This window comes from Streptomyces sp. NPDC048297, from assembly GCF_043201585.1.
Taxonomy (GTDB): domain Bacteria; phylum Actinomycetota; class Actinomycetes; order Streptomycetales; family Streptomycetaceae; genus Streptomyces.
Genome location: NZ_JBICZA010000032.1, coordinates 78,975 through 100,682 on the forward strand (window position 1 = coordinate 78,975; position 21,708 = coordinate 100,682).

At 72.8% G+C, this 21,708-nt stretch carries 15 protein-coding genes and 1 riboswitch; of the genes, 8 read left to right on the plus strand and 7 right to left on the minus strand.

Annotated features, from left to right (window positions below; genetic code table 11):
* Positions 1-273 precede the first annotated feature (273 nt).
* From ACGFYV_RS29300 to ACGFYV_RS29315, 4 genes are all read right to left on the minus strand, one after another.
* Positions 274-1,197 (minus strand): hypothetical protein, encoded by a 924-nt coding sequence (locus tag ACGFYV_RS29300; RefSeq protein WP_393881509.1) that lies wholly within the window; start codon positions 1,195-1,197, stop codon positions 274-276.
* Positions 1,198-1,341: 144 nt separating this feature from the next.
* Positions 1,342-2,595: a VWA domain-containing protein gene (locus ACGFYV_RS29305; RefSeq protein WP_393881510.1), complete on the minus strand. Its 1,254-nt coding sequence runs from the start codon at positions 2,593-2,595 to the stop codon at positions 1,342-1,344.
* Positions 2,592-5,240 (minus strand): DUF5682 family protein, encoded by a 2,649-nt coding sequence (locus ACGFYV_RS29310; RefSeq protein WP_393881534.1) that lies wholly within the window; start codon positions 5,238-5,240, stop codon positions 2,592-2,594. Before ACGFYV_RS29310 ends, ACGFYV_RS29305 begins: the two co-directional genes overlap by 4 nt.
* Positions 5,241-5,290: 50 nt before the next feature.
* Complete coding sequence (locus ACGFYV_RS29315; RefSeq protein WP_393881511.1) at positions 5,291-6,421, minus strand: AAA family ATPase; 1,131 nt, start codon at positions 6,419-6,421, stop codon at positions 5,291-5,293.
* Positions 6,422-6,554: 133 nt separating this feature from the next.
* Here ACGFYV_RS29315 and ACGFYV_RS29320 point away from each other — a divergent pair, with 133 nt between their 5' ends.
* Both ACGFYV_RS29320 and ACGFYV_RS29325 read left to right on the plus strand, forming a co-directional pair.
* Positions 6,555-7,919 (plus strand): SWIM zinc finger domain-containing protein, encoded by a 1,365-nt coding sequence (locus ACGFYV_RS29320; RefSeq protein WP_393881512.1) that lies wholly within the window; start codon positions 6,555-6,557, stop codon positions 7,917-7,919.
* 133 nt (positions 7,920-8,052) lie between these two features.
* Positions 8,053-9,696 carry a DUF5691 domain-containing protein gene (locus ACGFYV_RS29325; RefSeq protein ID WP_393881535.1) on the plus strand — a complete coding sequence of 548 codons (1,644 nt, stop codon included), beginning with the start codon at positions 8,053-8,055 and terminating at the stop codon, positions 9,694-9,696.
* Here ACGFYV_RS29325 and ACGFYV_RS29330 read toward each other — a convergent pair.
* Positions 9,672-10,094, minus strand: a complete 423-nt coding sequence (locus ACGFYV_RS29330) for a cobalamin B12-binding domain-containing protein (protein WP_393881513.1) — start codon at positions 10,092-10,094, stop codon at positions 9,672-9,674. The genes ACGFYV_RS29325 and ACGFYV_RS29330 overlap by 25 nt on opposite strands.
* A gap of 224 nt (positions 10,095-10,318) precedes the next feature.
* On the opposite strand from ACGFYV_RS29330, the gene ACGFYV_RS29335 reads away from it, so the two are divergent.
* Positions 10,319-11,170, plus strand: a complete 852-nt coding sequence (locus ACGFYV_RS29335; RefSeq protein ID WP_393881514.1) for an esterase/lipase family protein — start codon at positions 10,319-10,321, stop codon at positions 11,168-11,170.
* Between the two features lie 346 nt (positions 11,171-11,516).
* Entirely contained in the window at positions 11,517-13,088 is a 1,572-nt protein-coding gene (locus ACGFYV_RS29340; protein WP_393881515.1) for a peptidoglycan DD-metalloendopeptidase family protein, read from the plus strand.
* Between the two features lie 176 nt (positions 13,089-13,264).
* On the opposite strand, the gene pcrA is transcribed toward ACGFYV_RS29340, so the two are convergent.
* Entirely contained in the window at positions 13,265-15,757 is a 2,493-nt protein-coding gene (gene pcrA, locus ACGFYV_RS29345) for a DNA helicase PcrA (RefSeq protein ID WP_393881516.1), read from the minus strand.
* 283 nt (positions 15,758-16,040) lie between these two features.
* A riboswitch (cyclic di-AMP (ydaO/yuaA leader) is annotated at positions 16,041-16,215 on the plus strand.
* 7 nt (positions 16,216-16,222) lie between these two features.
* Between pcrA and ACGFYV_RS29350 the strand changes: the two genes are divergently transcribed.
* From ACGFYV_RS29350 to ACGFYV_RS29360, 3 genes are all read left to right on the plus strand, one after another.
* Entirely contained in the window at positions 16,223-17,461 is a 1,239-nt protein-coding gene (locus ACGFYV_RS29350; protein WP_393881517.1) for an NlpC/P60 family protein, read from the plus strand.
* A 340-nt stretch (positions 17,462-17,801) separates the two neighbouring features.
* Entirely contained in the window at positions 17,802-18,524 is a 723-nt protein-coding gene (locus ACGFYV_RS29355; RefSeq protein ID WP_393881518.1) for a dienelactone hydrolase family protein, read from the plus strand.
* 192 nt (positions 18,525-18,716) lie between these two features.
* Complete coding sequence (locus ACGFYV_RS29360; protein ID WP_393881519.1) at positions 18,717-19,724, plus strand: tellurite resistance/C4-dicarboxylate transporter family protein; 1,008 nt, start codon at positions 18,717-18,719, stop codon at positions 19,722-19,724.
* On the opposite strand, the gene ACGFYV_RS29365 is transcribed toward ACGFYV_RS29360, so the two are convergent.
* Complete coding sequence (locus tag ACGFYV_RS29365; RefSeq protein WP_393881520.1) at positions 19,702-20,055, minus strand: hypothetical protein; 354 nt, start codon at positions 20,053-20,055, stop codon at positions 19,702-19,704. The genes ACGFYV_RS29360 and ACGFYV_RS29365 overlap by 23 nt on opposite strands.
* A gap of 429 nt (positions 20,056-20,484) precedes the next feature.
* Between ACGFYV_RS29365 and ACGFYV_RS29370 the strand changes: the two genes are divergently transcribed.
* Entirely contained in the window at positions 20,485-21,579 is a 1,095-nt protein-coding gene (locus ACGFYV_RS29370; protein ID WP_393881521.1) for an NlpC/P60 family protein, read from the plus strand.
* The last annotated feature ends 129 nt before the right edge of the window (positions 21,580-21,708 follow it).

Here is a 21,708-nt window from a genome sequence, read left to right on the forward strand (position 1 = left end):
CTTCGGAAAGGGCTGGGGTTTCCGTCCGGGGAGCGCCGGGCCAAGGGCCGGTGAGCCAAAAGGCCGGAGGGCCGGAGGGCTGGAGGGCCGAAGGGCCGCGCGACCACGGGAGGTGGCGGGCCGATCATGTGGCGGGCCGATGAGACGGCGCGCCACAGAGGTGGCGGGGCGTCCGGACGGACGGGCAGAGGCGGGCGGACCTGTCACGTCCCGCGCGGCAGGCCCGTGGTGGGCGCTCACGGCTGATCCGTGACGGGGGGCCGGCCCTGCTGCCTAGCCGGGGAAGACCGGGATGTCCCGGTGCCGTTCCCTGGTGTGCGGCGCGTCGACGGGCGCGGCGGCACCGGGCACGAGCCGCAGCGGCGCCCGGCCTGCGGGAGCGACGGCCTGCGCGTCACCGTGCCGCAGCGAGTTCCCGTCGGCGACCTGCTTGCCGAGCACCCCGTCCGGGTCTCCGGTGGGCGCCGGCACGGGGCGGCCGGGGGCGTCGGCGGGGGTGCCCACGCGGTGGGCGACCGGGTGCGCGGGCAGGCTCGACACCGGGAGCGCGAACGGTCCCGGCGCGGCGTACGGCAGTACGACCACAGCACCGGAGCCGACACCGGCGCCGGCACGAGCCTTGGCGTGGGCGCCCTGATGGTGACCGCCCGCCGGCACCGGCGGGTGCGCCGTTCCTCCGCCAGGCTTCCCCGGCAGGGGCTCCAGGCCGACCGGCACCGGCAGTTCCCGCACCGGCGGCTCGGTCACCTCAGGAAGGCCCGGCGCACCCACATCGGGCGCGCCGGCCGGATCCGGAACCTCCGCCTGGACCTCGCCGAGGGAACGATTCGTCATGTCGACCACCGTCCGCACGGGCGTGACCGCCCGCTCGGTGACGGCGAGAACGGGGCTGACGACATGTGAGGTGACGGCCCGCAGGGTGTTGCCGCCCGATCCCTGTACGGCCTCGATGGCGTCCGAGTTGCCCGGGTGCCCGGCCTCCGACAGCAACTCGGCCACGGGCGCCGCGTGTTCCGCGCGTGCCACCGGCGCCGCCGGGGTCACGGGCGTCCCCTCGGCCGCGTGCGCCTGCTCACCGCAGAGGAAGCCGAGCAGGAACAAACCCCCGACCAGCAGGACCAGTTGCAGCACACGCCGTCCGGCCGCCGTACGCAACACGCGCACGGTGGTGCCGAAAAGGGTGGCTGGCAGGGTCAACAGAGGGGATTCCTCCCGTGCGGCGGAACGGCGACGGGGTACGACGCGGGCGGCGTCGATCCTCGCACGGGACGCCTCAGGTTGCGCAACCCCCTGTTACCGATGAGTACCCATGTCCCCTTTTCCGCACCTTCCCGCACCGCGTCACGCTGTGTCCGGTATCGGCAACGGCCGCTTCTCGATCGCGGCCGCCATCACCTCGGGAAACAGGTCCGGGGTGCAGGCGAAGGCCGGTGCCCCGAGCGCGGCAAGCGCGGCCGCGTGGTCCCGGTCGTACGCGGGCGCCCCCTCGTCGGACAGCGCGAGCAGCGCCACGAACTGCACCCCGGACGCCTTCATCGCCGCGACCCGCTTGAGCATCTCGTTACGTATGCCGCCCTCGTACAGGTCGCTGATCAGGACGACGACGGTCTCGGCGGGGCGGGTGATCTGCGACTGGCAGTACGCCAGCGCCCGGTTGATGTCCGTGCCGCCGCCGAGCTGGGTGCCGAAGAGGACGTCGACCGGGTCGTCCAGTTGGTCCGTGAGATCGACGACCGCCGTGTCGAACACGACCAGCCGTGTGTCGATCGACCGCATGGAGGCGAGCACCGCCCCGAACACGGACGCGTAGACCACGGACGCCGCCATCGACCCGGACTGGTCGATACAGAGGACGACCTCCTTCTTCACGGACTGCGCGGCCCGCCCGTACCCGATGAGCCGTTCCGGCACGATCGTGCGGTACTCGGGCAGGTAGTGCTTGAGGTTGGCCGCGATGGTGCGGTTCCAGTCGATGTCGTGGTGGCGCGGCCGACTGGTACGGGCACTGCGGTCCAGGGCACCGGTGAGCGTGGCCCGGGTGCGGGTCGCGAGCCGCTTCTCCAGGTCCTCGACCACCTTGCGCACGACCGCCCGCGCCGTCTCCTTCGTCGTCTCCGGCATCGCCTTGTTGAGCGAGAGCAGCGTGCCGACCAGGTGCACGTCCGCCTCGACCGCCTCCAGCATCTCCGGCTCCAGCAGCAGCGAGGCCAGCCCGAGCCGGTCGATGGCATCGCGCTGCATGACCTGGACGACGGAGGAGGGGAAGTAGGTGCGGATGTCCCCGAGCCAGCGCGCCACGGACGGTGCCGACGCACCGAGCCCCGCCGAACGGTCCCGGCCCGCCTGCCCCTTGTCCGCCTTGCCATACAGCGCGGCCAGCGTCCCGTCCATCGCCGCGTCCCGGCCGGACAGCGCGCATCCGGTGCCGTCGGCCTGGTCCCCGCCGAGCACGAGCCGCCAGCGCCGCAGCCGTTCGCGCGCGGGGTCGCCGGTCTCGACGAGCCCCGGTTCAGCCGGACTCGGTTCAGCCGGACTCGCTTCAGTCAGACTCGGTTCAGCCTTCCTCGCTTCAGCCTGCCTCGGTCCGGTCGTCATCTGCCCACCCCCGCACAGCTGTTGTCGTCCGTCGTCATCGGCGCCGCCGCCTCCCCGGCCGGCACCTCCCGACCCACCGTCTCTCGCTCCCCTGACTCCGGGCCCGCCGTCTTCCGACGCCCCGTCTCCGGATCCCCCGCCTCCCGATCCGCGCCCGCGTCCAGCCCGAGCAGCAGGCGCAGCACCGGCAGTACGGCGTCGGCGCGTCCGGCGTCCGGCTCCGCCGCGAAGCCGGGCAGGCCAGGCAGACCGGTCGCCCGGTCGCCCGGTCCGGTGCCACTTCCCGGTCCGCGCCGCACCAGTTCGCCGAGGGTTCTGCGCACCCCGGGCTCGTACGCCGAGAAGGTGCGCCGCAGCAGGGGCAGTACGTCCGTGAACGCCTCCGCGGGCACCCCGGTCAGCCACGCGTCGACCAGGCCGAGCAGCCGCTCGTCGTGCACCAGCAGCATGCCGCCCCCGCCGCCGACGAAGCCCTCGATCCACGCGGCGGCGTCGGCGGGCGGCGTCCCCGGCGACAACACCAGACCCATCAGGCGTGCCGCCTCGTCGGGCTCCCACTCGCCCTCGTCCAGCAGGAGCCGTACCGCACGTCCCCGTACGACACCCGGCACGGTGTCCCGCAGCGCCAGCGTCCGCAGCACCGAGCGCCAGCGGGCGCGCAGGTCTCCGTGCGCGGTGATCGAGGCGCCGGCCAGGGTCTCGGCCAGGAGGCCCACCGCGCCGTGCACGGCGTCCACGTGGCCGCGTATCTCCTCCGCCGCTTCCACGTCGAGCCCGGCACAGGCCGGTGGCAGTCCGACGAAGACCCGCTCGGCGAGGCCCGCGGCGACGCCGGCCAGGGCGCCGGTGTCGGTGCCGCGCACGTCGCCGTAGCGCAGGGAACGGACCAGGGCGGGCAGGGCCTGGGCCAGATGGCCGACGTCCGCGTCGAGGGCCGCGCGGTCGGCGAGCGCCTGCATCACCAGGGGCAGCGCGTCCGGCAGCCCGGCGAGCAGGCACAGTTCGGCGAGCGCGGTGACGTCGGCGAGGGCGACCGCCGAGGTCGCGTCCGCCTCGGCCTTGGCCGTCGCGGCGGCGAGCACGGTGGTCCCCCACACCCCGGCCTCGGCGACCCGCACCGACAGCTCCGGCTCCCAGCGCAGCCGCCAGGTCTCCCGGAACGTGCCCGTGCTCTCCCGCGACCGCGCGGGCTCGCCCCAGCCGACGCCGAGCAGCCGCAGCCGGTGCAGCAGTCTGCTGCGGCCGGTGTCGGTGTCCTTGCGCAGGTCCAGCTCCAGCTCGCGTTCCAGCGCCTCCGGCTTGAGCCGAAGCCTGCGCTGCTCCCGGGCCAGGTCGCGCTGCAACGGCACCGCCGGCGCCGTCTCCGGCACCTCCCCCAGCACGTCGCCGACCACCAGCCGGTCGTAGACCAGGGACAGCGGGACGTCCGAGCCCTCGCACATCACCGCGCGCACGGCGTCGGTGGTCTCGCCCAGGCCGGGCAGCGGACGGCCGCGCATCGCCGCGAGGGTCTCGGCCAGCCGCACCGCCTCGATGATGTGCGCGGAGGACACGATCCGGTCCTCCTCGCGCAGCAGTCCCGCCACCTTGGTCAGCCATCGCTCGACCGGCCGGTCCGGTACCCGGAACAGGTGCGCGTACCAGCCCGGCGCGTCGATGCCCGCGCCGTAGCCGCTGGAGCGGGCGAGCCTGCGGTGCGTCCAGGGCACCCAGGTCAGGTCGGCCCTGGTCCTGGGCAGCCCCTTGAGGAGGGCGCGGTCCGCCGTGACGGTCGCCTTCTCGCGCAGCGCGGGCACGTGCCACGCCCCGCACACCACGGCCACCGCGTCCCCGAACTCCTTGCGCGCCGCCCGCACTTGGAGCCGCATGTGCGCCTCGCGCACCAGGTCGCGCTGCCGTCCGCCGACGCCGTACCGCTCCCGCAGCGCCCCCATGGCCTCTTCCAGCGCGGCGAACGGCGCGAACGGGTCCCGCCGTCCGGGCCCCCGGTGCTCGACGACGTCCTCCCACCAGCGCTCGGGATCGTCGTACCCGGCGGCCTCGGCGAGCACGGCGAGCGGATCGACACGCGGATCGTGGTCGCGGTCGTCGTCGTGAGGGTCGTGGTCGCGGCCGTCGTCGCGGTGGTCGCGGTTGCGGCCGTCGTCGCGGTGGTCGCGGTTGCGGCCGTCGTCGCGGTGGTCGCGGTTGCGGCCGTCGTCGTGATGGTCGCGGTCGTCGTGGTCGTGATCGGCGTCGGGTTCGTCGCCTGTGCCCTGCCGCGCGTCCGCCTCGGCCTCGGTCTCCCACGCGAGCGTGTGCGTGGCGGGCAGGTCGATGAAGCGGGCCGGGACGTCGTGCTCCAGGGCCCACCGGATGGCGACCCATTCGGGGCTGAACTCGGCCAGCGGCCAGAAGGCCGAGCGGCCGGGTTCGTCCACGGCGTGGGCGAGGAGGGCGACCGGGGGCCTCAGGCCGGGGTCGGCGGCGAGCGGGATCAGCGGGTCGGCCTCGGGCGGCCCTTCGACGAGGACGACGGCGGGCCGGGCGGCGTCCAGGGCCGCTCGTACCGCGCGCGCGGAGCCGGGTCCGTGGTGCCGGACGCCGAGCAGCAGCGGTCCGGACGCGTACGCCCCGCCGTGCGGAGGGTGCTCCCCGCCGTGCAGGGGGTGCTCCCCGCTGTGTTCCCCGCTTGCCCGCGGGGACTCGTCGTCGCTCACACGCTCACCTCGCGGCAGGCGCGGTAGAAGTCCTTCCAGCCGTCGCGCTCGCGGACGACGGTCTCCAGGTACTCCTGCCAGATGACGCGGTCGGCGGCCGGGTCGCGGACGACGGCGCCGAGGATGCCGGCGGCGACGTCCGCGGAGCGCAGCACTCCGTCGCCGAAGTGGGCGGCCAGGGCGAGCCCGTTGGTGACGACGGAGATCGCCTCGGCGGTGGACAGGGTGCCGCTCGGCGACTTCAGTTTCGTGCGGCCGTCGGCGGTGACACCGTCGCGCAGCTCGCGGAAGACGGTGACGACCCGGCGGATCTCGTCCATGCCGTCGGGCGCGGCCGGCAGTTCCAGGGAACGGCCGATCTGCTCGACACGGCGCGTGACGATGTCGACCTCGGCCTCGGGGCTCTCCGGCAGCGGGAGCACCACGGTGTTGAAGCGGCGGCACAGCGCGCTGGAGAGGTCGTTGACCCCGCGGTCGCGGTCGTTGGCGGTGGCGATGAGGTTGAAGCCGCGCACCGCCTGCACCTCCTGGCCCAGTTCCGGGATGGGCAGGGTCTTCTCGGACAGGATCGTGATCAGGGTGTCCTGGACGTCGGCCGGGATTCTGGTCAGTTCCTCCACGCGGGCGGTCATGCCCTCCGACATGGCGCGCATGACGGGGCTGGGCACGAGGGCGTCGCGGCTGGGTCCGTGCGCGAGCAGCTGCGCGTAGTTCCAGCCGTAGCGGATGGCCTCCTCCGGGGTGCCGGCGGTGCCCTGGACCAGCAGGGTCGAGTCGCCGCTGACGGCTGCCGCGAGGTGCTCGGACACCCAGGTCTTGGCCGTGCCGGGCACGCCGAGCAGGAGCAGGGCGCGGTCGGTCGCCAGGGTGGTGACGGCGACCTCGACGAGACGGCGCGGGCCCACGTACTTGGGGGTGATCACCGTGCCGTCCGGCAGGGTGCCGCCGAGCAGGTACGTCGCCACCGCCCACGGCGACAGCTTCCAGCGGGCCGGGCGCGGGCGGTCGTCCTGGGCGGCGAGCGCGGCGAGTTCGGCCGCGAAGGCGTGCTCGGCGTGCGGCCGCAACGCCTGCGGCGCCTGGCTCGGGTTCGGTTCGGCGGTCGTCGGTTCCACGGTCACAGTCATGGCTGAGGCCCCCTCCAGCTCGGCCGGTTCGAGTTCTGGCACCAACGGTGCACCACGCCACTGACAATCGCTCTGACCAGCACAGATGCGCTCGCTGGGCCGATTGTCAGTGGGGGGATCTAACGTCGTTGGCATGACTCAGCAGGGGGTGCGCTGGAGTGCGGACCAGGTGCTGGCACTGGCACCTGACGCCTCGTCGCGCAAAGCGGGAAGCAAACTGGGCACGGCCGGGCCGTGGTCCGGGGCGGGCAGTCGCGCGGAGGGGACGGTGTGGGGCCTGTGCAAGGGCAGTGGCAGCAAGCCGTACCAGACGGTGGTGGACCTCGCGGACGCGGCGGGGCCCGCGTACAAGTGCAGTTGTCCGAGCCGGAAGTTCCCGTGCAAGCACGCGCTCGGGCTGCTGTTGCTGTGGGCGAGCGGGGACGACGCGGTGCCCGCGGTGGCGGAGCCGCCGGACTGGGCCGAGGAGTGGCTCGCGGGCAGACGCGAGCGGGCTGAGGGCAAACGGCCGGAGGGCGGCGGCGGTCCCGCGTCCGCCTCCGCCGACCCCGAGGCGGCGCGGCGCCGGGCGGAGCGCCGCGCCGAGCGGGTCACGGCGGGTGCGACGGAGCTGGAGCAGCGCCTGGCGGACCTGTTGCGCGGCGGCCTGGCCTCAGCCGAGCAGGCGGCATACGGCCTGTGGGAGGAGACGGCGGCCCGCATGGTCGACGCGCAGGCCCCCGGACTGGCCTCGCGGGTGCGGGAGTTGGGGGCGATACCGGCGTCCGGTCCGGGCTGGCCGGCCCGGCTGCTGGAGGAGTGCGCGCTGCTGCATCTGCTCGACCAGGGCTGGCTGCGCCGCGAGGGGCTGCCTGACTCCCTCGCGGCGACGGTCCGCTCCCGGCTCGGCCTGCCCGCCTCGGCGGACGGCCCGCCGGTGCGCGACCGCTGGCTGGTGCTCGCCCAGTACGACACGGCGGACCCGAAACTGACGACCCGCCGCATCTGGCTGCACGGCACCGAGTCGGGCGAGACGCGGCTGCTCCTTTCTTATGGCGCGGCCGGGCGTGCGCCCGAGCTGTCCCTGCCGGTCGGTCTGGCCCTGGACGCGGACCTGTCCGTCTTCCCGGGCTCCGGTCAGCCGCGTGCCGCGCTCGGCGAGCAGCACGCACCGCCGCTCCCCGCCGAGACGCGTCCGCCTGGCGTGACCACGGCCGAGGCGGCGGCCCGTTACGGGGAGGCTCTGCGCGAGGATCCCTGGCTGGACTCGGTCCCGGTCACCCTGGAAGCGGTCGTACCGCAGCCGGGCGAGCAGCCCGACTCCTGGCAACTGGCCGACGCCACGGCGGACTCGGCGCTTCCGCTGACCCCGTCCGCCCGCTCACGGCCGGGCCTGTGGCGCCTGGTCGCCCTCTCCGGCGGCGCCCCCGTCAGGGTCTTCGGCGAGTGCGGGCACCGCGGCTTCACCCCGCTCACCGCCTGGCCCCGGGCCGCGGGCACCCCGATATCACTGACCTGACCCACGTCACTGACCTGACCCACATCGCCGGCCTGCCCAGGCCCGCCCCGGCAACTGCGACGGAACGGAAGGGAACCTCGTGCACGGGACTCCGACGGCACCATCCCCCTCGACGGCCACGAGCGAGCCGCGTCTGCCCGCCTCGTCGTCCTGGGAAGACCTGGTCACCACCGCCCTCCTCGGCACCGACCGACGCCCCCCGGCCGGGGCCAGGGCCGGTCAGGAGGCACCCCTCGCTCTCCTGGACGCCGCCGCCGTCGCGGTCGTACGACGGCGGGCCGGGCTCCGTGCCGGGCGGGCGGCGCGGCGGCCGGAGCCCGCTCCGCAGGACGCGCGGCCGGCGCTGCCCGAGGCGGCGGCGCGCAGGCTGGCGTTGCTGCTGGCGGACCGGTCCGGTGGGGGCGGCAGCCGGCGGGGCACCTCGCCCGACCTCATGGAGCTGCTGCCGCAGTGGCTCGCGGTGGCCAACGCGCACGGTTACGCGGCTCCGCCGCAGGCGTTGCCTGCGCTGCTGGACGCCGCCCGGGGCCGCACGGACCTGCGGCCGGCGGCGCTGGCGTTCATGGGACCGCGCGCGCTGTGGCTGGCCAGGCTGAACCCGGACTGGCGGTTCGCCCAGCGTTCGGCGCCCGGCGGCGGCACGGCCCTGCCGGACCCCGGGGACACCTCCGCGGTCCACAAGCTGTGGGAGGAGGGTCTGTTCGCGGAGCGGGTCGCCCTGCTGGCCGCGCTGCGGGCGCGTACGCCCGACTTCGCACGCGACCTGCTGGCCGCGACCTGGAGCACAGAGCGGGCGGAGGACCGGCTGATGTTCCTGGACTCGCTGCGCACGGGCCTGTCCGCCGAGGACGAGCCCTTCCTGGAAAAGGCGTTGACCGACCGCAGCCGCAACGTGCGTGCCACGGCGGCCGAGTTGCTGTCCGCGCTGCCGAAGTCCGCGCTCGCCGGGCGGATGGCGGTGCGGGCCGGGGCGTGCGTCGCCGTCGACCGCACCGGGGACGCCCCCACGATCGTCGTCGAGGCACCGCACGAATGCGACCCCGGTATGGAGCGGGACGGCATCATGGCGAAACCGCCGGCGGGCCGCGGGGAAAGATCCTGGTGGCTGGGCCAGTTGGTGGAGGCGGCGCCGCTGACCACCTGGCCGGACCGGCTCGGCGGACGTACACCCGAGCAGGTCGTGGGCCTGCCGGTGGCGGACGGCTGGCAGAACGAGCTGCACGCGGCCTGGTGCCGGGCGGCGGTGCGGCAGCGGGACGCCGAGTGGTCGAGGGCGCTGCTCGGCGCACCGTCCGCGCCGGAGGCTGGCGGTCCCGGCGCGGTGTCCCTCGCCGAGCGGGCGAAGCTGCTGGCCGCGCTGGAGTCCGGTGAACGGGCGGCGTGGGTCGCCGGGTTCATCGCCACCCACGGCCTGTCGGAGGCGTTCCAGCTGCTCGGGGTGTGCGCGGTGCCCTGGACGGCGCCGCTGGGCCGAGCGGTCGTGGACGCCCTGAACATCGCCCGGGACGCCGGCAGTTACCCCTGGAGTTTCAGCGGGGTGATGGGCCTGGCCGAACGGTGCCTGGACCCGTCGGAGGCCGCCCGTCTCGACGGCCTGCTGGCGATACCCGACGAACGGGAGGACGCGTCGCCCGGGGCGGGCGGCTACTGGGCGGAGGCCTTCCAGCGCCTCGTCACCACGCTGCGCCTGCGCGCGACGATGGCCGAGGAGTTGAGCCCGCCCGGCACCGGCAGCCCGCGCCCGGCCGGGACTCAGCCGCCGGACGCCGCCGGCTGACGCACGTTCTCGCGGACCCACTCCACGATCGACGTGGTCGTCGCCCCGGGCGTGAAGATCGCCGCGACGCCCTTCTCCTTCAGCGGCGCGATGTCCTCCTCCGGGATGATCCCGCCGCCGAAGACGAGGATGTCCGCCGCGTCGCGCTCCTTGAGGAGGTCGATGACGGCGGCGAAGAGGGTGTTGTGCGCGCCGGACAGGATGGACAGCCCGATCGCGTCGGCGTCCTCCTGGATGGCCGTGTCGACGATCTGTTCCGGGGTCTGGTGAAGCCCGGTGTAGATGACCTCCATGCCACCGTCACGCAGGGCCCGCGCGATGACCTTGGCCCCGCGATCATGGCCGTCGAGCCCCGGCTTGGCCACCACCACACGGATCGGACCGGCTGCCACACCCATCACTGCCTCCATCGAACGACCGCGGAAGCGACTGCTCCCGCCGTACCGACAAGTACCGCACATATGGCACGTTCCGCCACCCGTCGGCAAGTGAACGAACGTTATCTCCAGCATCGCGCAACCGGCAGTTTCACGGTGTGCGGCGAGGGGGAAATCACACGGTGGGACATCAGGGCACACGGGGGACGGAGCCGCCTCCCCGTGTGCCGACAGGAGGTCGGCCAATGAAGGTCACCGGGGTACTGCCACTCTTCCTCCCGCTCTGCCGGAGCCTGTGGCCCGGCAGACTGGCCTCTCTGTCCGTGACACTCCTCAAGGCCACCGCGCTCGAGGCCGCGATCCTCGCCGGGCACCTGCTGCTCTATCCGACCGGTTTCACCCAGGAACGCCGGCCTGCCGCGCTCCCGGGCCCGGACGGGACCACACCACTGCCCGTGGCGCCCGGCCCGCCGGTCGTCCTGCTGCACGGTTTCATCGACAACCGCTCGGTCTTCGTCCTGCTGCGCCGCAGCCTCGCACAGCACGGTCGACAGCGGGTGGAGTCGCTCAACTACTCTCCGCTGACCTGCGACATACGCACCGCGGCCGAACTGCTGGGCCGGCACGTGGAGGAGATCTGCGAGCGCACCGGCAGCGACCGGGTCGACATCGTGGGGCACAGCCTCGGCGGCCTGATCGCGCGGTACTACGTCCAGCGCCTCGGCGGTGACCTGCGGGTACGCACCCTGGTCACGCTGGGCACCCCGCACTCCGGGACCCGGGCGGTGCCGCTGGCCAACGCCCATCCGATCGTGCGGCAGATGCGCCCCGGCTCGGAGGTCCTCGAGGAACTGGCCCGGCCCGCGACCGGCTGCCGTACGCGGTTCGTCAGCTTCTGGAGCGACCTGGACTCCGTGATGGACCCGCTGGAAGCGGCCTGCATCGACCATGACGACCTGGACGCGCAGAACGTCCGGGTGTCCGGCATCGGACACCTCGCCCTGCCCGTGCACCCCGCCGTCGCGGCCGGCATACGCGAGGCCCTCGACGCCCCGCACCCCGGCGATCTGCTCGCCGGTGGTCTGACAGTGGCGTGAGGGCCGATCGGCCCCGGACCGACCGACCCCGGACCGACGGGCACCCGATGCCGACTTGAGAGTCACCCGGTGCCTGCGTGACAGTCGCGAACACCGGCACGGGACCGGTCATTGGATGCCGTCCGGCACCCCACGAGCACCCGCCCGGCACTCATCCGGCCCCCTGTCGACGTCGAACATTCATCGAACACAAAGGCAAAGTCGCGCCCGTCACCCCCCGAAACACGGCCGAATGCCCGTTTCCGGCCCACGCGAAACCGGCCGAAGATTGTCGCGCCCGCATACCGCCGGGTACAGTCACCGCACTGCTCTGGCAGCCCCTGTTGTCGAGGCGAAAGAGAAGTTGGTGAACGACCGTCACCCCTCGGGGACCATGACCACCCCGGGTCCGGCTTCCGACGCCTCGTCCGCGCACTACGCGTCGTACGGAGCGCAGGAAGCCCCCTACGACGACCTCACCACGTACGGCGGTTACGACGCCGGCGGTTTCGCGGCGGGCGCGAACGGCACCGGATCCTTCGACACCGACCCGCTCTTCGGCGGCTTCCCGGGCGACGCGCAGACCACCGGCAGCTACGACACCACGCACTGGCAGACCGGCACCGCCTCATCCCCGTCCCCGTCCCCGGCCTACGACCCGTACACAGCCCAGCACCACGCCGCCTACGACTCCGGCACGTACGACGCCACCGGCTGGACGGTGCCCGCGCAGCCCACCGGGAACGACGTCAGCGGTCAGTGGGACACGAGCGCCTGGCTCCAGCCGGACCAGACCGCCGCCGTGGACCCGGCCCAGCAGCAGTGGTACTGGGACGCCCAGACCGGCGACACGGGTGCGTACGACGCCACGCAGTGGAACGCCGACGGCACGGCCGTCGAGCACGAGCAGCTCGCCGAACCGTTCGACCCGTCGGCCACGGCCACGTTCGAGCAGGTCGGCGACCCGCACGCGACCGGCGCCTTCGAGCACGCGCCGTATGAGCACACGCCGTACGAGGACACGTCTCACCAGGACACCCCCTACGACGGCGTCGCCTACGAAGACCTCGCGGAACCGACCCTCAAACCGGCCTCCGAAGAGGACGAGTTGGGTGCCACCGGCGAGACGCTCGTCGTCCCCGAGCTGCTCGAGGATCAGGAAGAGGCCGCTCCGGTGCGGCCCGCGGGCTCGCGCGGCGCCGCCCGCTCCCGGCGCCGTACGCCTGCCAAGCGCTCCGCGCTGCTGACCATCGCGGTGCCCTCGGCCTGTGTGATGGGGGTCGCCGGTATCGCCGCCGCCTCCGTCGGCCACCTGACCGACGACGGCACGGACACCACCGCGACCGCCCCGGACGCGCACGCGGTCAAGCCGTCCGTCGCCAACAGCAAGCTGGACACCCAGCTCGAGAGGGTCTCCGCGGGCGCCGACGACTTCGCCGACCGGGCCAGCCGTACGCAGGAGCGCATCGACCTCAGGACACAGCAGGCGCTGGAGAAGAAGAAGGCCGCCGCGGAGGCCGCGCTCAAGGAGCGGCTGCGCCCCAAGTTCGCGCTGCCGGTGATGCAGCGCGGGCTCAGCGCCTACTTCGGACAGGCGGGTGTGAACTGGATGTCCGTGCACACGGGCATCGACTTCCCCGTCTCGTACGGCACCACGGTGATGTCGGCGACCGACGGCGTCGTCTCGACGAAGTGGAACAGCGCCTACGGCAACATGATGATCGTGACGGCCAAGGACGGCACGGAGACCTGGTACTGCCACCTCTCCAGCTACCGCGTCACCGCCGGTACGGTCGTCAAGGCCGGCGAACCGGTCGCCTACTCGGGCAACTCGGGCAACTCCACGGGCCCGCACCTGCACTTCGAGGTACGGCCGGCGGGCGGAGCGGCCGTGGACCCGCTGCCGTGGCTGCGCAGCCACGGCCTGGACCCGACCTGAGTTCTTCCTGACCTGGGTTCTGCCCGATCTGAGTTCTGCCCGACCTGGGTTCTGCCTGACCTGGGTTCTGCCCGACCTGGGTTCTTCCTGACCTGAGCGCTTCCTGGCGGCGTGGCCCCCGCCGTTCCCCACGGGGCCCGCGCCATTCCTGACGGGGCTCCCGCCGTCCCGCTCTCCTACAGCTTTTCCACCGGCGCGTACCGCAGCAGCAGTCGCTTCGGCTTGCCGTCCCCGAAGTCGATCGTGGCCTGGGCCTTGTCGTCCGCGCCGGCCACCGCGACGACCGTGCCGAGGCCGAACTGGTCGTGGGTGACCCGGTCGCCGACGGCCAGCGCGACCGCCGGCTTCTCGGAGGCCCGCCGGGTGGCGAACCCGGACGCGCCCGCCGCCGACGAACGCGAGCGGGACGAGGACAGCGAGGCGGCGATCCCTGAGGCCGGGCCGGACGGCTTGGGCGCGGGCGCCCCCGTCCGCTTCCACGCGACGTGGGCCGGCGGGATCTCCTCCAGGAAGCGGGAGGGCGGGTTGTACGACGGCTGGCCCCAGGCGCTGCGCAACGCCGACCGCGTGAGGTAGAGCCGCTCCCGCGCGCGCGTGATGCCGACGTACGCCAGGCGCCGCTCCTCCTCCAGCTCCTTGGTCTGGCCGAGGGCGCGCATGTGCGGGAAGACGCCGTCCTCCATGCCGGTCAGGAAGACGACCGGGAACTCCAGGCCCTTGGCGGTGTGCAGGGTCATCAGCGTGATGACGCCGGAGCCGTCCTCGTCCTCGTCGGGGATCTGGTCGGAGTCGGCGACCAGGGCGACCTTCTCCAGGAACTCGGCCAGGGTGCCCTGCTCCCCCTCCTCGCGCTCCTGCTCGAACTCCAGGGCCACGGCGGCGAGTTCCTGGAGGTTCTCGATGCGGGTCTCGTCCTGCGGGTCGGTGGAGGCCTGGAGTTCGGCGAGGTACCCGGTGCGTTCGAGGACGGCCTCCAGGACGGTCGCCGGTCCGGCGCCCGACTCCACGATGGTCCGCAGGTCCTCCATCAGCGTGTTGAACCGCTTGACCGCGTTGGTGGAGCGCGCGGCCATGCCGTACGCCTCGTCCACCCGCTTCAGCGCCTGCGGGAAGCTGATCTTCTCGCGCTGCGAGAGGGCGTCGATCATCGCCTCCGCGCGGTCGCCGATGCCCCGCTTGGGGACGTTGAGGATGCGGCGCAGCGGCACGGAGTCCTCGGGGTTGGCGAGGACGCGCAGGTAGGCCAGGACGTCCCGGACCTCCTTGCGCTCGTAGAAGCGGACGCCGCCGACGACCTTGTAGGGCAGGCCGACGCGGATGAAGACCTCTTCGAAGACACGGGACTGAGCGTTGGTGCGGTAGAAGACGGCGACGTCGCCGGCCTTGGCCTCGCCCGCGTCCGTGAGACGGTCTATCTCGTCGGCGACGAACTGGGCCTCGTCGTGCTCGGTGTCGGCGACGTAGCCGACGATGCCCGCGCCCTGGCCCGCGTTGGTCCACAGGTTCTTCGGGCGACGGGACTCGTTGCGCTCGATGACCGCGTTGGCGGCGGACAGGATCGTCTGCGTGGAGCGGTAGTTCTGCTCCAGCAGGATCGTCGTCGCGTTCGGGTAGTCCTCCTCGAACTGGAGGATGTTGCGGATGGTCGCGCCGCGGAAGGCGTAGATCGACTGGTCCGCGTCACCCACGACGCACAGTTCGGCGGGCGGGAGGTCGTGCTCTCCCGGCGGGGCGTCCACGTCCGCGGCGGGGCGCTCGCCGGTGCCGACCAGCTCGCGCACCAGGGCGTACTGGGCGTGGTTGGTGTCCTGGTACTCGTCGACGAGGATGTGCCGGAAGCGGCGGCGGTAGTGCTCGGCGACGTCCGGGAAGGCGCGCAGCAGGTTGACGGTCGTCATGATCAGGTCGTCGAAGTCGAGCGCGTTGGCCTCGCGCAGCCGCGACTGGTAGAGCGCGTAGGCCTGGGCGAGGGTCTTCTCGAAGCCGTCGGTGGCCTGGGCGGCGAAGTCCTCCTCGTCGATCAGCTCGTTCTTGAGGTTGCTGATCTTGGCGCTGAAGGACTTGGGCGGGAAGCGCTTGGGGTCGAGGTCCAGGTCACGGCAGACCAGGGCCATCAGGCGCTTGCTGTCGGCGGCGTCGTAGATCGAGAAGGACGAGGTGAAGCCGAGCCTCTTCGACTCGCGGCGCAGGATGCGGACGCACGCGCTGTGGAAGGTCATGACCCACATCGCGTTCGCGCGCGGGCCGACGAGCTGCTCGACGCGCTCCTTCATCTCGCCCGCGGCCTTGTTGGTGAAGGTGATCGCGAGGATCTGGCCCGGGTGCACGTGCCGCTCGGCGAGCAGGTGGGCGATGCGGTGCGTCAGCACACGGGTCTTGCCTGAACCGGCGCCGGCGACGATGAGCAGCGGGGAGCCGGCGTGGACGACCGCGGCGCGCTGGTTCTCGTTCAGCCCCTCAAGGAGCGCCGCCGCGTCGAGGGCAGGCCGGGGAGCGCCGTCGCGGTAGTAATCGTCGCGGTCCAGGGGCGCGTCGAACTTCCCGCCGAACAGATCGTCCGGAATCGACTCCGGAACGTGATCGTCCTCGGGCGGCGGCGGGGGCTCCCCCTCCTGCCCGCGAGGGCTCTGGAGGTCCGCCAGGAAGCTGTCGTCAAAGAGGCTGCTCATCGCTCTCCGAGTCTAGGGCGCCGCACTGACAACCGGTGCCGCATCGGGAACCCGGCCGCTTCGACAGGGCGGTCGATCTTCCTTGCCGGGGCGCGTTCTTGCCGTATTCCGGCGGCCACCGGGCCCTCACGCAGCGGAATCACCTCGTGACCCGGGAGCGGTCCCACGACAAGGTCACGAAAATGTATCGGACATATGGTGCACCAACCTTCACACGAGTCACACGAGTTGGCTAGGTTGCCGGTCGGGCCGCACGCCCGTTACCGGCGAACCCCGCCGGGTCGCGCGGCCTCCGCCGAGTCCATCGCGTCGCTGCGCGGCGCGCGGAGCCGGGGACCCACCGTTCCCTGGGGTGAATCGGCCCACGTTCCGCACGGGACGCGAGCCGTAGGGCAAGCCTTCCGAACCACCCGCCCGAACCCGACAGCTAACCCGGTAGGCGGCAGACGGAAGGAGTCGCCTCCCTTGGCGTCGCACCGCAAGCCGCGCCCCTCGGGCACGCTCGGAGCAGGTCTTCGCACCCCCATGCTCGCCACCGCCGCCCTCACCTCGGTGGCCGTGCTGTCCCAGACGGCCGACGCCGCTCCCTCGGCCGGCGGGAAGCCGAGCGTGGAGGAGGTCGAGAAGAAGGTCGACGACCTCTACCGCCAGGCGGAGTCGGCGACCGAGAAGTACAACGCCGCCAAGGAGCGGGCCGGCAGACAGCGCAAGCAGGTCGACGCCCTGCGCGACGACGTGGCCAAGCGCACCGAGCGGCTGAACCAGGCGCGCGAGGAGCTGGGCACGTTCGCCGCCGCCCAGTACCGGACCGGGGCCGCCACGCCCCAGACCGCCACCTTGCTGCTCGCGAACGACCCGCAGGACTACTTCGACCAGACCCAGCTGATGAACCGGCTGACCTCACGGCAGAAGACCGCGGTCGACGACTACGTCACCGAGCAGTCCGCGACCATGAAGAAGCGCCGGGAGGCCGCCGAGAGCCTCCAGACCCTCTCCGAGTCGCAGCGGGAACTGCGGACGACCAAGTCCACCGTCCAGAAGAAGCTCGCCTCCGCGCGCGAGTTGCTGTCCGAGCTGACGGCCGAGGAGAAGGCGCGGCTCGCGGCCATCGAGAAGCAGAAGCAGGAGCAGGCCGCGCGCGAGGCTGCCGCGCTGGCGAAGAAGCAGGCGGCGGCGGAACGGGCACGCCAGCAGGCGGAGGCGCAGGCTCAGCAGGACAGCGAGTCGTCCACGTCCGGCGGTTCGTCGACCACCGGCGGTTCGTCATCGTCGGGCGGATCGACGTCCGGCGGATCGATGTCGGGCGGTTCCACGTCCGGTGGTTCGACGTCCACCGGCACGTCGACCACCAAGGCCGAGAAGGCGATCGCCTTCGCCCGCGCCCAGATAGGCAAGCCGTACGTCTGGGGCGCGACCGGACCGGGCTCGTACGACTGCTCCGGCCTGACCCAGGCCTCCTGGAAGGCCGCCGGCGTCAGCCTCCCGCGCACCACGTACGACCAGGTCGCCGCGGGCACCACGGTGTCCCTGACGGACGCCCGGCCCGGCGACCTGATCTTCTTCTACGACGACATCAGCCACGTCGGCATCTACATAGGCAACGGCATGATGATCCACGCGCCCAAGCCCGGCGCGTACGTCCGCGAGGAGTCGATCTACTACGCCGGCTCGTCGATCATCCACAGCGTGGTGCGCCCGGCCTGAGCGCGCCGCAGGACGGCTTCGGACCTGAGCGCGCCGCAGGACGGCTTCGGACCTGAGCGCGCCGCAGGACGGCTTCGGACCTGAGCGCGCGGCATAGCCGCTTCGGATCCGCCGGCGAGCGGCTCCGTGGCATCCGGCCACGGAGCCGTCCACGGAGCCCTCCGCGAAAACCCGTTGGCGGACCACGGCGGCCACTGCTACTTTTCCGGAGGCCGTGCGAGAGAACGAGGAGGTGGTACCCGTGAACGCAATATCGACATGGGTGCTCCCCTCCGGGGTCACGGTCGGGCGATAGGTCGTCCGGGAGCGCCGTTCACGCGCACTCCCGAAAGGCACGACCATGCACTTCACTTCCGAACAACGCCTCGACGACGGCGTCCTCGAGCGCGAGTTCATCCTCGGCGAGACCCCCGGCACCCTGTGGACGCCTGAGTCCGCCACACCGGTCCCGCTGATCCTGATGGCCCACAACAACGGCCTGCCCAAGGCGGAACCCCGGCTGGTGGCCCGCGCCCGGCTCTCCGCGGCGTACGGCTACGCGGTGGCCTCCATCGACGCCCCCGGGTGCGGTGACCGGCCCCGTTCCGCCGCCGACGAGCAGGCCCGCGCCGACCTGCGCCGGGCGATGCGGGTCGGCGAGCCGGTCGACGAGATCTTCGAGTCCTTCGTCGGTCCACTGGTCGAGAACGCGGTCCCGGAATGGCGGACCACCCTGGACGCCCTCCTCGCGCTGCCCGAGATCGGCGGCCCGGTCGGGTACTCGGGGTGGACCGCCCTCGGCATCCGCCTCGCGGCGGTCGAACCGCGCATCGCGGCCGCCGGTTTCTTCGCCGGGGGTTACGTGCCCCGCGCCCAGCGCGAGGAAGCCCGGCAGGTCACCGTCCCGCTGCTGCTCCTGCTGCAGTGGGACGACGAGGGGAACCCGCGGCAGCGGGCCCTGGACCTGTTCGACGCCTTCGGCAGCAAGGAGAAGACGCTGCACGCCAATCTGGGCGGGCACCTCGGCACCCCGTGGTTCGAGAGGGAGAACGGCGACCGGTTCTTCGACCGGCACCTGAAGTAAGTCCGGGCCGCCAGGCCGCCAGGCCATTAGGCCGGCGGTCTGACGGCCTGCAGCAGGCGGCAGGCGGGGGCAGTGCCGGTCTGACGGCCCGATCGCGTCGGTGACGGTCTCCCCCTGCTCCCCCGCTCCCCCACCTTGTCCCGGGTCCCTTTTCGGGCTCCACGCGCGTGGGCACGCCCTACCATCGGGCTCATGATCGACGTCTCGGCTGTGAGCGCGTGGTGGACGAAGTGTCCACCGGCGACTGGGGCCGCCGTGATGGCGACCGGCATCGTGTCGGTCGGCCTGCATCTGGCGGGCGCCGAGACGCTGTCCCTGATCGTCCTGGTCCTGGCCTGCGTCACCTGGGTGGCGTTGGCCGCGGTCTTCGTCGTACGGCTGGCGGGTCACCGGCGTCGCTGGGCGGCCGAGGCGCGGAGCCTGGGCGCGCTCACCGCGGTCGCCGCCACGACGGTGCTCGGCACCCAGCTCTCGGTGCTGGGCCGGCAGACCCTGGCCGAGGCGCTGCTGGCACTCGCGGCGCTGCTGTGGCCCGTGCTGCTGGTCCTCGTCGTACGGCACTGGGAGGCGTCGCGCATGCCGGGCGCGGTGTTCCTGTGCTGCGTGGCCACACAGGGGCTCTCGGTGCTGGCGGCCACGCTGGCCGCCGTGCAGACGACGGCGTGGCTCGCGCGGGCCGCGCTGGCGCTGTTCTGGCTGGGCCTGGTGCTCTACGGCCTCGCCCTGACCCGCTTCGACCACCGGCAGGTCGTCGAGGGCGCCGGCGACCACTGGATCGCGGGCGGCGCGCTCGCCATCTCGGCGCTCGCGGGGGCGAAGCTGCTGTCCGCCGACAGCGCCCGGCTGTACCTGTGGAACGACGACGGCCACGGCGTCCTGCGCACCCTGACGCTCGCTCTGGTCACCCTTGACCTGGCCTGGTGCGTCGTCCTGGTCGTGGCCGAGGTGACGCACCCGCGGCCGCGCTACGACCTGCGGCGATGGGCGACGGTCTTCCCCCTGGGGATGACCGCGGCGGCCATGCTGTCGGTCGCGGACGCCCTGGGCGTCGACTGGCTGAAGGGCCCGGGGCGGGTGCTGGTGTGGGTGTCGGTGGCCGCGTGGCTCGCGGCGGCGGCCGGCGCGGTGCTGTCGGCGCGCACCGGTACCGACGGGGAGGGGACGGGGACGCCCGGCGTCACGTCCAGAGCACGGCGATGAAGATGTTCGTCATGGTCAGCGCACCGACCAGCCCGAACACGCCCTTGTCGATCTTCTCCTCGTCGCGCTTCACGTAGACCAGCCCGAGGATCACGATCAGCAGGGCCAGCTTCACGCCGATCTTGACGGTGTTGACGTGGTGGTCGTCGGCCTCGTTGAGCCCGACCAGGACCACGCCGGTGGCCAGCATGGTGAACGCGCCGTGCAGCATCCCCGGGACGAAGCGGGCGGTGCCCCGGCCCATCGCCTTCATCTGGGTGAGGAAACCGCCGAGCAGCGCGGCGATGCCGATGATGTGGAGGCCGACGAAGAGTTGGATGAGTACGTCCATGACTCCGGAGCCTAACCAGGGGCCCGGGGGCCACCTGCCACCGGGCCCGGGTCACCGCGGCGGCCCTTGCATATATGCGCCCCATAGCACCCCGCTTCCTCCTGGTGCCCCGCATTTCCCGCATCGGTCATCACGCCGCGTGAAGACGACACCTCCGTCCCGGCAATCCGCTCACATACGGTCATGCCCCGGCCCGTCGTAGCCAGTTCCGTACACCGTGTTACCAAGCTGTCACAGTCGGGCCTAGCGTCCTCCCCCAGGTGACCGGCTCCTCACCGCCGCCCGGGCCAGGGGCGGCAGCCGGCCACCACCGCCGAGGAAGGTCCGGCGGCGGCCCGCTCCCCTGTGCGGGCCGCCGCCTGACGTACCCACCGCCCGGTCGTACGCGTCCTCGGCCGTACGAGTCCCACGGAAGGACGTGACGTCGAGGTGGCAGCGCACCGAAAGCCCCGACAGCGCTTGCTCGGCGGCAACACGGCCCGCACGGCCGCCACCCTCGCCCTGGCGGGCGCGGCCACCGCGACGGCCTTCGACGGGACGGGACACGCCGCGCCGCAGCTGACACCGGCGCAGGTGAAGGCCAAGGTGGACAAGCTGTACCAGGAGGCGGAGGCCGCCACGGAGAAGTACAACGGCGCCAAGGAGAAGGCGGAGGCGAGCCGGCGGCGACTGAACTCCCTGCGGGACGAGACCGCCCGCAAGCAGTCCGGGCTCAACGCGGCCCGGCGGGCACTGGGTTCGTTCGCGGCGGCGCAGTACCGGGACGGCGGTTTCTCCCCCGCCTGGCAGCTCGCGCTGTCCGACGACCCCGACAGGTACCTGGACGGCGCCGCGTTCGCCGAACGGGCCGGCGAGAGGCAGGCAGGCACGGTGACCCGGGTCCGCGAACAGCTGCGCCAGATCGAGCAGTTACGCGGCGCCGCCCGCGTCGAACTCACATCGCTCACGTCGCGGCAGGCGGAACTGAAGCGGCGCAAGAAGGACGTCACCGAGAAGCTGGCGGAGGCACGCAGGCTGCTGGACCGGCTCACTCCGCACGAGCGGACCGAGGTCACCGGCGACGGCACGGGCACCGGCGACGGCGACGGCACGGGCACCGCGGCGGGCCGTGCGTCACGCGAGGCCTCGGGCACCCGGGACCCGCTGGAGCAGACCCAGGCCGTCGCGGCGCCGACCTCCCGGGCCGCGGCGGCCATCGCCTACGCCTACCAGAAGCTCGGCAGCCCCTATGTGTGGGGCGCGACCGGCCCGAACGCCTTCGACTGCTCCGGTCTGGTCCAGGCCGCCTACCGCTCCGCCGGCGTTTCCCTGCCCCGCACCACCTACGCCCAGATCAACGCGGGCCAACGCGTCTCCCGCTCCCAACTCCAGCCCGGCGACCTGGTGTTCTTCTACTCCGGCATCAGCCACGTCGGCCTCTACATCGGCAACGGCCGGATGATCCACGCCCCGAACCCCTCGGCGCCGGTCCGCGTGGCCCCGATCGACGAGATGCCGTTCGCGGGGGCGACCCGGGTGGCGTGAGCAGGACCCCGCAAGAGCCCGACTCCCCCATCAAGGGCCCGGACTTCCCCATAGGGACCGGCCACCCCCGCAAGGACCGTCCACCCGCACAAGGGCCAGCCTCCCCCGCAAAGACCGGCCCCCCATAAG

What these genes read in the sequence shown, in the direction of transcription:
- ACGFYV_RS29305 (WP_393881510.1), bottom strand. Translation starts at nt 2,595, where the DNA reads ATGACGACCGGACCGAGGCAGGCTGAAGCGAGGAAGGCTGAACCGAGT.
- ACGFYV_RS29315 (WP_393881511.1), bottom strand. Translation starts at nt 6,421, where the DNA reads ATGACTGTGACCGTGGAACCGACGACCGCCGAACCGAACCCGAGCCAG.
- ACGFYV_RS29320 (WP_393881512.1), top strand. Translation starts at nt 6,555, where the DNA reads ATGACTCAGCAGGGGGTGCGCTGGAGTGCGGACCAGGTGCTGGCACTG.
- ACGFYV_RS29330 (WP_393881513.1), bottom strand. Translation starts at nt 10,094, where the DNA reads ATGGGTGTGGCAGCCGGTCCGATCCGTGTGGTGGTGGCCAAGCCGGGG.
- ACGFYV_RS29335 (WP_393881514.1), top strand. Translation starts at nt 10,319, where the DNA reads ATGAAGGTCACCGGGGTACTGCCACTCTTCCTCCCGCTCTGCCGGAGC.
- pcrA (WP_393881516.1), bottom strand. Translation starts at nt 15,757, where the DNA reads ATGAGCAGCCTCTTTGACGACAGCTTCCTGGCGGACCTCCAGAGCCCT.
- ACGFYV_RS29355 (WP_393881518.1), top strand. Translation starts at nt 17,802, where the DNA reads ATGCACTTCACTTCCGAACAACGCCTCGACGACGGCGTCCTCGAGCGC.
- ACGFYV_RS29360 (WP_393881519.1), top strand. Translation starts at nt 18,717, where the DNA reads ATGATCGACGTCTCGGCTGTGAGCGCGTGGTGGACGAAGTGTCCACCG.
- ACGFYV_RS29365 (WP_393881520.1), bottom strand. Translation starts at nt 20,055, where the DNA reads ATGGACGTACTCATCCAACTCTTCGTCGGCCTCCACATCATCGGCATC.